12 protein-coding genes are annotated in these 13064 nt (G+C 52.0%); 8 read left to right on the top strand and 4 right to left on the bottom strand.

Features of this window, described 5'->3' with window-relative positions; all coding sequences use genetic code 11:
* Positions 1–29: 29 nt before the first annotated feature.
* Together HV334_RS23640 and HV334_RS23635 are read left to right on the top strand one after the other, a co-directional pair.
* Positions 30–770 carry a MipA/OmpV family protein gene (locus tag HV334_RS23640; protein ID WP_016154944.1) on the top strand — a complete coding sequence of 247 codons (741 nt, stop codon included), beginning with the start codon at positions 30–32 and terminating at the stop codon, positions 768–770.
* A gap of 237 nt (positions 771–1007) precedes the next feature.
* On the top strand, positions 1008–1481 hold the full coding sequence (locus HV334_RS23635) for a 4Fe-4S dicluster domain-containing protein (protein ID WP_049282797.1): 474 nt from the start codon (positions 1008–1010) through the stop codon (positions 1479–1481).
* Positions 1482–1517: 36 nt separating this feature from the next.
* Here the strand turns inward: HV334_RS23635 and avtA are convergent, their stop codons facing one another.
* Complete coding sequence (gene avtA / locus HV334_RS23630; protein WP_249415041.1) at positions 1518–2810, bottom strand: valine--pyruvate transaminase; 1293 nt, start codon at positions 2808–2810, stop codon at positions 1518–1520.
* A 134-nt stretch (positions 2811–2944) separates the two neighbouring features.
* On the bottom strand, positions 2945–4975 hold the full coding sequence (malS, locus tag HV334_RS23625) for an alpha-amylase (RefSeq protein WP_181220972.1): 2031 nt from the start codon (positions 4973–4975) through the stop codon (positions 2945–2947).
* Between the two features lie 316 nt (positions 4976–5291).
* On the opposite strand from malS, the gene HV334_RS23620 reads away from it, so the two are divergent.
* Positions 5292–6116, top strand: a complete 825-nt coding sequence (locus HV334_RS23620; RefSeq protein ID WP_016154930.1) for a protein bax — start codon at positions 5292–5294, stop codon at positions 6114–6116.
* A gap of 42 nt (positions 6117–6158) precedes the next feature.
* Here HV334_RS23620 and xylR read toward each other — a convergent pair whose 3' ends face one another.
* The gene (xylR, locus tag HV334_RS23615; protein WP_047501327.1) at positions 6159–7337 is read right to left on the bottom strand and encodes a D-xylose utilization transcriptional activator XylR; all 1179 of its coding nucleotides are present in this window, start codon (positions 7335–7337) and stop codon (positions 6159–6161) included.
* Positions 7338–7698: 361 nt separating this feature from the next.
* Here xylR and xylA point away from each other — a divergent pair, with 361 nt between their 5' ends.
* The 4 genes from xylA to yiaA all read left to right on the top strand — a co-directional run bounded on the left by xylA (position 7699) and on the right by yiaA (position 11520).
* Positions 7699–9021 carry a xylose isomerase gene (gene xylA, locus HV334_RS23610; RefSeq protein WP_047501329.1) on the top strand — a complete coding sequence of 441 codons (1323 nt, stop codon included), beginning with the start codon at positions 7699–7701 and terminating at the stop codon, positions 9019–9021.
* Between the two features lie 71 nt (positions 9022–9092).
* Positions 9093–10547, top strand: coding sequence for a xylulokinase (xylB, locus tag HV334_RS23605; RefSeq protein ID WP_047501331.1), 1455 nt, complete (start codon positions 9093–9095; stop codon positions 10545–10547).
* Between the two features lie 166 nt (positions 10548–10713).
* On the top strand, positions 10714–11082 hold the full coding sequence (yiaB, locus tag HV334_RS23600; protein WP_103766986.1) for an inner membrane protein YiaB: 369 nt from the start codon (positions 10714–10716) through the stop codon (positions 11080–11082).
* Complete coding sequence (gene yiaA / locus HV334_RS23595; RefSeq protein ID WP_016154922.1) at positions 11083–11520, top strand: inner membrane protein YiaA; 438 nt, start codon at positions 11083–11085, stop codon at positions 11518–11520.
* A 40-nt stretch (positions 11521–11560) separates the two neighbouring features.
* Here yiaA and HV334_RS23590 read toward each other — a convergent pair whose 3' ends face one another.
* Positions 11561–12556: an acyltransferase gene (locus HV334_RS23590; RefSeq protein ID WP_046275799.1), complete on the bottom strand. Its 996-nt coding sequence runs from the start codon at positions 12554–12556 to the stop codon at positions 11561–11563.
* Positions 12557–12729: 173 nt separating this feature from the next.
* Here HV334_RS23590 and HV334_RS23585 point away from each other — a divergent pair, with 173 nt between their 5' ends.
* Positions 12730–13038, top strand: coding sequence for a YsaB family lipoprotein (locus HV334_RS23585; RefSeq protein ID WP_181220971.1), 309 nt, complete (start codon positions 12730–12732; stop codon positions 13036–13038).
* The last annotated feature ends 26 nt before the right edge of the window (positions 13039–13064 follow it).

Genomic DNA, 13064 nt, shown 5'->3' with positions numbered 1-13064 from the left:
TGTATCTTATTTTAAAATGGAATGTGGGCATGTTAATTAAACGCAATATTGTGGCGCTATTCGCCTTTTCATTTATGGCGAGCGCAACTGCCGCAGAATTTTCTATTGGCGGCGGCGCTGTATATAACGAATCTCCTTATCGTGGATATAATGATAACGTTCACGCAGTACCGCTTGTCAGTTATGAAAGTGAATCATTTTATTTTAGGCAAACAACGTTAGGTTATATTCTTTCAAAAAATGAAAGTAATGAATTCAGCATTACTGCCTCGTACATGCCGCTTGAGTTTGATCCGGGTGATAACGACGATCAAGCGATGAAGCAACTGAACAAGCGTGACGCAACCGCGATGGCGGGTGCTGCATGGTATCACCATGAGAAATGGGGCAGCGTGAAAGTCTCCGCAGCAGCGGATGTGCTGGACAACAGCAACGGTTGGGTTGGGGAAATGTCTCTGTTTCGCCAAATGCCGATGGGCAAGCTGACGCTGACGCCGGCGATTGGCGTGCTCTACTATGACGAAAACTTCAACGAATATTACTACGGCATCTCTGGCAATGAATCTCGCCGTAGTGGGTTATCAAGCTACTCCCCTGGCGATAGCTGGACACCGTATGTTGGCCTGTCCGCTAAATACGCATTGACCAGCAATCTGACGCTGCTGGCCAGCGCCAACTATAGTGCGCTGCCAGATGATATTAAAAATAGCCCGATGGTTGACCGTGATGACAGCTTTACCTTTATGTCCGGTCTGACCTGGCGTTTCTGATTCTCACCCGTTTGTCCTCAGGAAGGAGGGCAATCTTTTCAATGCGGTAGACTGGATAAGACCCGAAGCATCGTCATCCGGCTCATTTCCAATGAGCTGGGCTTTACCGCTCGCGATTAGGTGGATCGCCATAGTTGTTCAGGCACCTGACAATATTTAACCGTTTCCCCTGTCCGATCAAGGCGTCAGGGGCAACCTCTCTGGCACTCTGTGGTTTTCACGCAGACGGAGGGAGCAATGAACGAGTTTATTATGGCGGATGCGGCAAAATGTATTGGGTGTCGTACCTGTGAAGTTGCTTGCGTCGTTGCGCACCAGCAAAACCAGGACTGCGCGTCGGTCTCTTCCACTGCGTTTACCCCGCGCATCCGCGTGATCAAAGACGACGCCTTTACGACGGCAGTCGCCTGCCATCAATGCGAGGACGCTCCCTGTGCAAATGTCTGCCCGACGCATGCAATTCGTCGTGAACATGGGCATATCTTCGTTGAACAGACGCGTTGTATTGGCTGTAAAAGTTGTATGCTGGCCTGCCCGTTTGGGGCAATGAATGTCGTCGCCCGCTCGTCACGTGTGCAGGCGATAAAATGCGATTTATGCTGGCACCGTGATGCGGGACCCGCGTGTGTCGAAGCCTGTCCGACCAGCGCGTTGCAGTGTATAGATGCCGTCAGTATTCAGCGCCAGCGCCTGGGTTCACTACCACAGTAATGTGAGTCCCGACCTGTGGTTAGGTCGGGACTTGCGTTAGCCTTCCTGCCAGGCGCGTTCGATCTCTTCAGCCAGAATCTTCACTCCAGCTTCTATTTTCTCCGGTTCTGGCACGTAGTTCATCCGCATACACTGATGCGTATGCGGCCAGGGTTTATCCAGACCAGGGAAGAAGTAGTCACCAGGAACCATCAGCACGCCGCGCGCTTTCAGACGCTGATACAACAGTTCGGTGCTGATAGGCAAATCTTTGAACCATAACCACAGGAAAATCGCGCCCTCCGGTTTATGAATAAGGCACCGATCTTCAGATAAATAGCGGCGAATGATCGCAATCGTCTCCTGAACGCGCTGATAATAAAACGGCTTGATCACCGACTCGGACAGACGCAGAAGGTCGTTGCGCTTAATCATTTCGCACATGATTGCCGCACCCATTCCGCCAGGTGCGAGACTGATAATGCCGTTCATGTTGGTGATGGCGGTGATGATTTTTTCATTCGCGATAATGATGCCGCAGCGGGAGCCTGGCAGACCCAGCTTGGAAAGGCTCATGCACAGCACAATGTTGGGGTTCCACAGCGGGCGCGCTTCGCTAAAGATGATGCCGGGAAACGGTACGCCATAGGCGTTATCAATCACCAGCGGGATCCCATGCTGGTTGGCCAGCCGGTCCAGCTTCATCAGCTCTTCATCGGTGATCACGTTGCCTGTCGGATTTGTCGGACGTGACACGCAGATCATGCCCGTCTCTTCACCGATGTGCAGGTGTTCAAAATCAACGTGATACTTAAACTGACCTTCTGGTAACAGTTCGATGTTTGGACGCGCGGAGACAAAAAGATCCTCTTCCAGCCCCGAATCGGCATAGCCAATGTATTCCGGAGCTAACGGGAACAACACTTTTTGCGTTGTTCCGTCGGCGCGGCGTCCGGCGAACAGATTGAATAAGTAGAAAAATGCGCTCTGACTGCCATTTGTCAGTGCAATATTTTGTGGCTCGATATCCCAACCCTGCTTCTCACGTAGCAGTTTCGCCAGCTCAGTCAGCAGCTCGGTTTTACCTTGTGGACCATCGTAATTGCAAAGCGCATCAGTTGCTTTGCCGTTTTCCAGCATATCTGTCAGCAGAGACTGAAAGTAATTTTGCATCTCTGGAATTTGCGCCGGATTGCCGCCACCGAGCATGATGGCGCCTGGGGTGCGTAAACCGTCGTTAAGGTCCTCCATCAGGCGTGTGATGCCTGAATGGCGGGTAAATTTGTCGCCAAAAAGTGAGAATGTCATAGCAGGTGGTCTGTCGAACTGAGTAGTAAAGTGGCTAACCATAGCGCTACCCATGGCAGGGTGCAAATCAGGGGTATCAGGCCGGATTGAGATTTTGTGCTACTGATTTTTATTTGGCTGGTTTTTAATGTTGAGCAAGGCTTCCCGCTGCGTGGACAGCGAGAAGCCTGCCGGGATCAGGGCTGACCGGCCCACACCACCATCACCTTATCGTCGCCATGCTCACGAATAAATCCGTATCCCTGCTTCAGCGGCAGCGTGATTTGTTTACCGGCGCCAATGGCGGGATGTCTGGCCCTGAACTGACTGATTCGCTGCCAGTGGGCGACGCTGGCGGCAGATTTCCCGGTCACATCCTGCCAGTTCATTTCTGAGCGCGTACCCTGTAATGGGTCTGAGCCGGTTGGGCCAAAGGGGCGGGCCGACTCGTCGCCATAAAAGAGTTGAACCGCGCCAGGTGCCAGCAGCAATAGCTCGGCGGCGTTGTCTCCACCTTCGCGGAACAGACGTGTATCGTGCGAGGAGAGATAGCTCAGGACGTTGAAGTCCTGCAATTTATCCGCCATCTGCTGCCAGGTGGGGTCCATATTTGCCAGACAATCAACGGCCTTTGCCGCCTGCTCCTGGTAGTCGAAATTGATCATCGCATCGAAGCCGTGACGGTAATAGTCGCTTTGCATCACACCGTGACCCCAGGCCTCGCCAGTCATCCAGAAGGGGTTATCATCCAGCGCTTTTTCCGGATTGGCTTTCTTCCATTCGACCAGCGCCGCGCTGGCTTGTGTTTTTAGCTGCTGCCAGGCGGGAAGCTCGACGTGTTTAGCGGTGTCGACCCGAAAGCCGTCAATCCCATAATCACGCACCCACTGACTGAGCCAGTGCGTCAGATAATCCCGGGGCGTGTAACCGGCGATGGCTTTGGCGTGCGTATCCGGCTTGTGCTGATAAAAGTTTGGCAGCCCGGAAGGCGTGGTGGATTCGGTTTTCAGATCGGGCAGGAAAGCCAGCGACATCGTCAGGTCGTCAAAGCCAGGATTGTCGTAATCGCCAATATCGGTGCGGATCCAGTTTTTTCCCCACCATTTTTCCCAGCCAGCTTTATCGCTAAAGTTGATGTAATCATTGAAACTGTGCCAGCTTTGCCCGGCGGATGGCTGCCAGTCCGTCCAGCGTTCCCCGAGCGTTTTTTTCAGTTCATCGCCCGATAGGTACAGTGCCCCAAACTGATACTCCTGCATATCCGCCAGCGTGGCGTAGCCGGTATGGTTCATCACCACATCAAACAAGACACGGATGCCGCGCTGGTGTGCGCCATTAACCAGCGCGCGCAGGTCCGCTTCGTTTCCCATATTGGCGTCAAGCGTGGTCCAGTCCTGGGTGTAGTAGCCGTGGTAAGCGTAGTGGGGGAAGTCCCCTTTGTCGCCACCGCCGACCCAGCCGTGGATTTGCTCAAACGGCGCGCTGATCCACAGGGCGTTGACGCCTAACTGTTGCAGGTAGTCGAGTTTGCTGGCGAGCCCGCGCAAATCGCCACCGTGGAACGTGCCAATTTCCTGCATGCCGTCGTTGCGACGCCCATAGCTGTGGTCGTTACTCGGATCGCCATTCACAAAGCGGTCCGTCAGGACGAAATACACCGTGGCGTTATGCCAGTCGAAAGCGGCGGGGGCATCGGTTTCCGCCCGTTCCAGTAGCAACAGCCCGTTACTGGTTGCGGCGGGTTGTAGGGTAATCGACCCGTTTTTTACCGTTGCCGTTTGCTGGCTGTAGAAATCACGCACCACGGCACCTTCCGGGAAGGTCTGGCTCACGTCCAGCGTTAATGGTGAACCGTCCCATTTCGGGCATTGGCGAATCTGGGTGGTGACGGTGTCCTTAGCACTTTTTACCAACAGCATCAGCGTTGGCGTACCGGAGCGGGTATCGATTTCCAGCGTGTAATCGCCGTCTTTGAATAAACGCCACTGTGGCGGCGTGCCTTCACAAGGTTTTAGCGACAGCATCTGGTTGAGTTTTATCGCATCAGCAGGCTGCCAGCACTGTTGGTCAAAATTTAGGGTTAAAGGACGGGTACCCTTCGTCAACGCTGCATGGCTGACGAATTTTCCCGTACCTTCCGCTTCGAAGGTGGGAAGTCCTTGAGACGTCCATGATGAGGCGATGGCAATGCCGGGCATTAGCGCCAGCGCAACGGCGGCAAGTTTCATAGTGCTGTCCTTGATGCTGCGATTTTCGCCAGTTTGCCAGTGAAATCAGGCCGGAAACTCCTCCTTTGAGTTGATTCCGCCAGGAGGAGAAGTGAGGGTGAGCGATCGCGCGCAAAAAATGAACTTATTTTGCGATAACCTCCACATTTTCTTCGAATTAATGGCACCCAGAATTGTTAATACGTGACATAGTTTCAGAATTGGACTATTCCTGTGGGTGCTCTTGACGGCTATTTTTGATATGATTTGAGATTCATCTCTCATTTTTGTGAAAAATATAAGGTGTTGGAATGTATAAATCCGACCAGGAGACCTAATGATATTGACTCCCATTCGACGATATGGGGCAATGATTCTTATGTTACTCACCGTTGCATTTTCGGGTGAGGTGCTGGCAAAGACACACACGGCGACAACGAGTCACAAGCCCCAGATAACCAAGGCAAGTAATAAACAGGTTAGCAGTAAACAAGAGTATTCTCGCAATAGTGCAAAGAGTAGTTCACTTCCTGATTTGCGAAAATACCCTTCCGGAACACCAAGGAAAAAAGCGTTTCTCCGGACGGTTATGCCTTATATTACCAGTCAAAATGCTGCCATTACGGCGGACCGTAACTGGCTGATTTCAAAACAGTACCAGAACCGCTGGTCACCGACTGAGCGTACGCGTATGAAAGACATCGCGAAGCGCTACAAGGTGAACTGGTCTGGTAACACGCGTAAAATTCCGTGGAACACGCTGCTTGAGCGTGTAGACATTATCCCGACCAGTATGGTGGCAACCATGGCTGCGGCAGAAAGCGGCTGGGGTACGTCGAAGCTGGCGCGTAGCAACAACAACCTGTTTGGCATGAAATGCGGCAAGGGTCGTTGTAACAATGCACCGGGTAAGGTCAAAGGCTACTCACAATTTGAATCAGTGAAAGAGTCGGTGAATGCTTACGTCATTAATTTGAATACGCATCCGGCCTACTCTTCCTTCCGTAAGTCACGTGCGCAGTTGCGTAAAGCCGATCAGGAAGTCACCGCCACCGCGATGATCCATAAGCTGAAGGGTTATTCCACTAAGGGACAGAGTTATAACAACTATCTGTTCGCAATGTATCAGGACAACCAGCGTTTAATCGCCGCGCATATGTAATTTCGAGTGCCGGATGGCGACTTCGCCCTCCGGCTATCATCCTTATAGCAAAACTTCACTGTTCACATCGCGATACTCTTTTGGCGTCGTGTCGTACTCTTTCTTGAATACCGAATAGAAATACTGCAGAGATGGGTAGCCGCACATCTGTGAAATTTCGTTGATTGAAAGCGTGGTAGAAATCAACAGGCTGCGTGCCTTTTCCAGCTTTTCGGCATGAATCACGGCGTGAATGGTCTCTCCGACCTCTTCTTTAAAGCGTTTCTCCAGATTCGAACGTGAAATCCCTACTGAGTCCAACACTTGTTCAACCTTAATGCCTTTACAGGCATGATTACGAATAAAGTGCATCGCCTGAATTACCGCTGGATCGGTCAAGGAGCGGTAATCGGTTGAACGACGTTCTACAACACGCACCGGTGGAACCAGAATGCGTTGCAGCGGCAGTTCTTCATTCGCCAGCATACGATGCAGGAGTTTTGCGGCCTGATAGCCCATCTGTCTGGCTCCCTGAGCCACGGATGACAGCGCTACCCGTGACAGGTAACGGGTCAATTCTTCGTTGTCTATCCCTATCACGCACAGTTTTTCCGGTACGGGAATATGCAGGTGTTCACAGACTTGCAGGACGTGTCGTGCCCGCGCGTCGGTGACCGCGATAATGCCGGTTTGCGGCGGCAGAGTTTGCAGCCAGTCCGCCAGCCTATTTTGCGCGTGCTGCCAGTTCTCCGGTGCGGTTTCCAGCCCCTGATAGACGACGCCGCGGTACTTCTCTTTGGCAACCAACTGGCAAAACGCATATTCACGTTCTGCGGCCCAGCGTTTACCGCTTGAGGAAGGCAGGCCGTAAAACGCAAAGCGGTTAATCCCTTTCTCTTTCAGATGCAGGAAAGCGCTTTCTACCAGCGCGTGGTTGTCGGTGGCAATGTAATGTACTGATGGATAATCTTGCTGCAGATGGTAGGAACCCCCAACGCCGATGATCGGAACATCGACATCGACAAGTAATTGCGCAATATCATCATCGTCATAATCAGCAATAACGCCATCGCCCAACCAGTCTTTAATATTATCGATACGGGCGCGGAAATCTTCCTCAATGAATATATCCCACTCGGATTGCGATGCCTGTAAATATTCACCCACTCCTTCTACCACCTGGCGGTCATAGGCTTTATTGGCATTAAATAACAGAGTGATGCGGTGACGTTTATCAAACATAAGAACCTGTCCTGGAAAGGTTAACGTGGGCCTGTCGATACTAGCAAAACCGCAGGTACGACTGCTTGATGAAGCGTGACAAATTTCCTGATTGCCTGAGGCTACGCAAAATTTACATACTGCTAGCGGGATGACAATTGTCATTTTTTATCTGCGCATTACGGTTTTTTGTTTAATGGCTAACCTTCGATCGTGATCGCCTTTTTATTTCTTTTTTCAGCGCGTTTTTTTGGGAGCCAGCGCACGTTTGGGTATTCTCTTAATCGCGGTGTGAAATAACGTAATTGAGCAATAAATCAGGAAATTCCAGTATAGCCATATCGCAGTTTACTTGCCGTATTACCTGATTATGGAGCTTATTATGCCGGCTTATTTTGACCAACTCGATCGTGTACGTTTTGAAGGAACTCAGTCCACCAACCCGCTCGCATTTCGTCATTACAACCCAGACGAAATCGTGTTGGGCAAGCGCATGGAAGATCATCTGCGTTTTGCTGCCTGCTACTGGCATACCTTCTGCTGGAACGGTGCGGATATGTTCGGTATGGGTGCCTTCGATCGTCCGTGGCAGCAGCCCGGTGAAGCGCTGGAATTAGCGAAGCGCAAGGCGGACGTGGCGTTCGAGTTTTTCCACAAACTGAACGTGCCCTACTACTGCTTCCATGACGTGGATGTCTCGCCGGAAGGCGCGTCGCTGAAAGAGTACAAAAACAATTTTGCGCAGATGGTTGATGTACTGGCAGCAAAACAGGAGCAGAGCGGCGTGAAGCTGCTGTGGGGAACGGCAAACTGCTTCACCAACCCACGTTACGGCGCGGGCGCGGCCACGAACCCGGATCCAGAAGTGTTCAGCTGGGCCGCCACGCAGGTGGTTACGGCTATGGATGCCACGCATAAATTAGGCGGTGAAAACTACGTTCTGTGGGGCGGTCGTGAAGGCTATGAAACGCTACTGAATACCGATCTGCGGCAGGAACGTGAGCAAATTGGCCGCTTCATGCAACTGGTCGTGGAACACAAACACAAAACTGGTTTCCAGGGCACTTTGCTTATCGAACCGAAGCCGCAGGAACCGACCAAGCACCAGTACGATTACGATGCGGCGACCGTATACGGATTCCTCAAGCAGTTCGGTCTGGAAAAAGAGATCAAACTGAATATCGAAGCCAACCACGCCACGTTGGCGGGTCACTCGTTCCATCACGAAATCGCCACCGCTATCGCACTGGGCCTGTTTGGCTCTGTCGATGCCAACCGTGGGGACGCGCAACTGGGCTGGGACACTGACCAGTTCCCGAATAGCGTAGAAGAGAATGCGTTGGTGATGTACGAAATCCTGAAAGCCGGCGGCTTCACCACCGGTGGTCTGAACTTCGATGCCAAGGTTCGTCGTCAGAGTACCGATAAATACGATCTGTTCTATGGTCATATTGGCGCGATGGATACCATGGCGCTGTCGCTGAAAATTGCGGCGCGTATGATTGAAGACGGTGGTCTGGATCAGCGCGTGGCTAAACGTTATGCCGGTTGGAATGGTGAGCTGGGCCAGCAAATTCTGAAAGGGCAGATGACGCTGACGGAAATTGCGCAGTACGCTGAACAACACAACCTGGCGCCAGTGCACCAGAGCGGTCATCAGGAATTGCTGGAAAATCTGGTGAACCATTATTTGTTCGACAAATAACGGGTCTCTGAGCATGTCCGTAAGCCCGGTCAGCTCGCGCGACCGGGCCTTTCTTTAAGGAACGATGCCCTATGTATATCGGGATAGATCTTGGCACATCAGGCGTAAAGGCCATTCTGCTCAATGAGCAGGGCGATGTGGTCGCTTCGCAAACAGAGAAACTCACCGTCTCGCGCCCGCACCCGTTATGGTCAGAACAAGACCCAGAGCAGTGGTGGCTGGCAACGGATCGCGCTGTGAAAGCTCTGGGTCGGCAGCATTCACTTCGCGAGGTGAAAGCGTTGGGAATTGCCGGACAGATGCACGGCGCGACGCTACTGGATGAACAACAGAAGGTATTGCGCCCGGCTATCCTGTGGAACGATGGTCGCTGCGCCGAAGAGTGCGTCATGCTGGAGAGCCTGGTTCCGCAGTCTCGTGCCATCACCGGCAACCTGATGATGCCTGGCTTTACCGCGCCAAAGCTGCTGTGGGTACAGCGCCACGAACCGGAGATTTTTAGCCGGGTTGATAAAGTCCTGCTGCCGAAAGACTACCTGCGCCTGCGTATGACCGGCGATTTCGCCAGCGATATGTCTGATGCGGCTGGTACCCTGTGGCTGGATGTTGCGAAGCGTGACTGGAGTGATGTCATGCTGGAAGCCTGTAAGCTGACTCGTGCGCATATGCCTGCGCTCTATGAAGGCAGTGAGATTACCGGAACATTGTTGCCAGCAGTCGCCAGGGCCTGGGGAATGCAGGAGGTTGCGGTGGTCGCCGGAGGTGGGGATAACGCAGCGGGGGCGGTTGGCGTGGGCATGATGAATGCCGGTCAGGCGATGCTATCGCTGGGTACTTCCGGGGTCTATTTTGCGGTCAGCGACGGCTTTCTCTGCAAACCGGAAAGCGCGGTCCATAGCTTTTGCCATGCATTGCCTGAACGATGGCACCTGATGTCCGTGATGTTAAGTGCGGCATCCTGCCTGGACTGGGCGGCAAAATTAACCGGACTGGCGAGCGTTCCTGCGTTGATTGCCGCAGCGCAACAGGCGGATGAACACGCTGAGCCGGTCTGGTTTTTACCCTATCTGTCCGGTGAACGTACGCCGCACAACAACCCGCAGGCGAAGGGCGTATTTTTCGGTCTGACGCATCAGCATGGTCCGGCGGAGCTGGCACAGGCGGTGCTGGAAGGCGTTGGTTTTGCATTGGCTGAGGGTATGGACGTGGTACACGCCTGCGGCGTGCAGCCCTCCAGCATTACGCTGATTGGCGGCGGGGCGCGCAGCGAATACTGGCGTCAGATGCTGTCTGACATCAGCGGATTGCAGTTGGATTACCGTACCGGCGGCGATGTCGGCCCTGCTCTCGGTGCGGCGCGTCTGGCGCAAATTGCCATTAATCCGCAGCAGCCATTATCAGACCTTCTACCTCAGCTTACGCTGGAGCAGGCGCATTATCCTGATGTCGAGCGCCATGCCCTTTACCAACAGCGTCGGGAAACCTTCCGCCAAATCTATCAGCAATTACACCCGCTGATGTCCTGACCCTAAATCCCCTCTGGTAAACAGAGGGGATTTATCAAATATATATTTCAATCTAATTAATAATTAGCGCGCATGAATTTATTCTGAAAGTCCGGCGTAGTGACCTTTTCTGTGTTGTCTTTAGCGGGTTATTCATATTGTATCCATGATGGATAAGGAGGTCCCAATGAAGACGACAAGGCTGTTGCCATGGATATTATTCTTCTCTGGTGCATTTATTTACGTTATTGGCTTATGGCGGGCATGCCCGTTATTGAGTAGCAAAGGCTATTTTTTCGCCGTGCTGATGACGGGAATGTTTGTGACGTACGTTTATCAGCGTGCAGAAAATCTCAATCAGAACGATGAACACTTCGCCTCTGTATGTCAGATGGTGGCGCTCATCACGGTCGGGGTGCTGTTGGTGGGCGTATTGAATGTCCCATTATCCCCCCTCGAAAAGGGGCTGTTCCCGGTGGCATTCATCGTATGTTTACTGGGGCAAGTTTTACTCATGCGTTCAGCAGAATATTTATCTAAAGGACAGGACCTCTAAATGGAAAACAGGACATCAACTTATTCACCGGCATTTAGTATTGTGTCATGGGTCGCGCTTCTCGGCGGCATTGTGGTTTATCTGCTGGGGTTGTGGAATGCCGATATGCAGTTGAACGAAAAGGGGTATTACTTTGCTGTTTTGGTGCTTGGTTTGTTTTCTGCTGCGTCGTATCAAAAGACGGTACGGGATAAATATGAGGGGATCCCGACTACGCCGATTTACTACATAACCTGTCTTGCCGCGTTTATTATTGCGGTTGCGTTGTTGGTTATCGGTTTGTGGAATGCCACGCTGCTGCTAAACGAGAAAGGGTTTTACGGCCTGGCCTTCTTTTTAAGCCTGTTTGGTACCGTTGCGGTGCAGAAAAATATCCGTGATAGTGGCTTTGAGCATCCAAAAGAAACGCTGGCAGTCGCAGACGATTTTACGGAGTGATCGTATGCCCTCGATGGTTACCGATCGAGGGCTTTTATTGTTAGCTCACCAGTCTGCGCGTATCGATGCGCTGCAACAATACAGACAACAGTAAACTTCCCGCCAGCGTGGCGCTAAAAATCCATAGCATATCCAGCGGCGGCCAGTTTTTGAGTTCTACACCGTTGGTGCGTAGCGCGTGAATGATCAGCGCATGAAAGCCATAAATGCCCAGGGAGTGGCGGGAAATAAGGCCCAGTACCGGCAGAGTGCGCGTACTGAGCGTATTTTTGACCAGCGTCAGGAGGGAGGCTGCACAAATAAACACCGCCGGGCCGCAATAGAGATACCAGGTATCGGCAAAATTGCCTCGCCAACGCAGTTCATGCAACGTGCCTCGAGAAATAATAAACACTGCGGTGATAAACAACGCCGCACAGAGCCAGGTAAGTGCGCGCTTGTGCGTATCCATCATACCAATCGCTCGGCCTAGCATACCGTACACGATGTAGTAGAACGTGTCGCCACTGATGTACAGGTTGATGGGAAGCCACTCAAAACCGCCAATTTTTTGTGAGACGGTATTGGGATTGGCAATCACCCCAATCACCACCATAAGCGCCAGCAGCATCTTGCCGCTGATATTTTTTACCTGTATCAGCGGGGAAACCAGGTAGATTACGGCGATCGCGAAGAAAAACCACAGGTGATAGAACACCGGCTTTTGCAGCAGGTTTTTCAGCGACAGCTCAGCGTTGATCGAGGTAAACAGCAGGATGTAGGCCAGCGCCACGCTGCTATAAAACAGGATGCAGAGCGCAATGCGCATGAAATGGCGCGGTTTGGCGCTGCGCTCGCCAAAAAACAGATAGCCCGAAATCATAAAGAACAACGGGACGCTGACGCGAGAAGCTGAATTGAGCACATTGGCCAGATCCCAATTCAATGGGCTGACGCTTTGCGCATTGGTGATGTACCAGGTCGTGGTGTGGATCATCACAACCATGAGACAGGCTATCCCGCGCAGGTTATCAATCCAGAATATTTTGGGCTGCATCAGTTCCTCTGTATCCATTAAAAAAAGTCTGACCGAAAATTTGCGAGCGTAGCTCACTGGAAAAATCCGAGTTCTTACGCTAAAGCTTGAGATGGTCTGATGAGATTCTCAAAATAGCATCCGTTTCCAGACACTTAATAATAAGACTGACCAGCAAACCAGGCGGTAATAAAATGATGATGAAGTATTTCTTTTCCGCGATCGTTACCCTTTTACTGGTTGCGTGCGCCGACACCCAGCCGCCTGCACCCGCGCAGAAGGCGCAAAAGATCAAAGTCAGTGCAACACGTTCGCTGGATATGGAGTCACTGTGTAAAAATGAGGCGGCACAAATCTACAACATTGGTGTGCAGAAAATTGATATCTCCGGTCTGGAACAATTTCAGGGCAGCTATGAGATGCGTGGTTCTACCTTCCGTAAAGAGAGTTTTGTCTGCTCTTTTGATGCAGACGGGCAGTTTTTACACCTTTCCATGCGCTAAGTTCCCCCTTTTTCCCGTTTCGTACT

The organism is Citrobacter sp. RHBSTW-00944, from assembly GCF_013615435.1.
Classification (GTDB): domain Bacteria; phylum Pseudomonadota; class Gammaproteobacteria; order Enterobacterales; family Enterobacteriaceae; genus Citrobacter; species Citrobacter braakii.
Note: the sequence above shows the minus strand (reverse complement) of the source record. Positions and strands in the feature narration are given on the sequence as shown.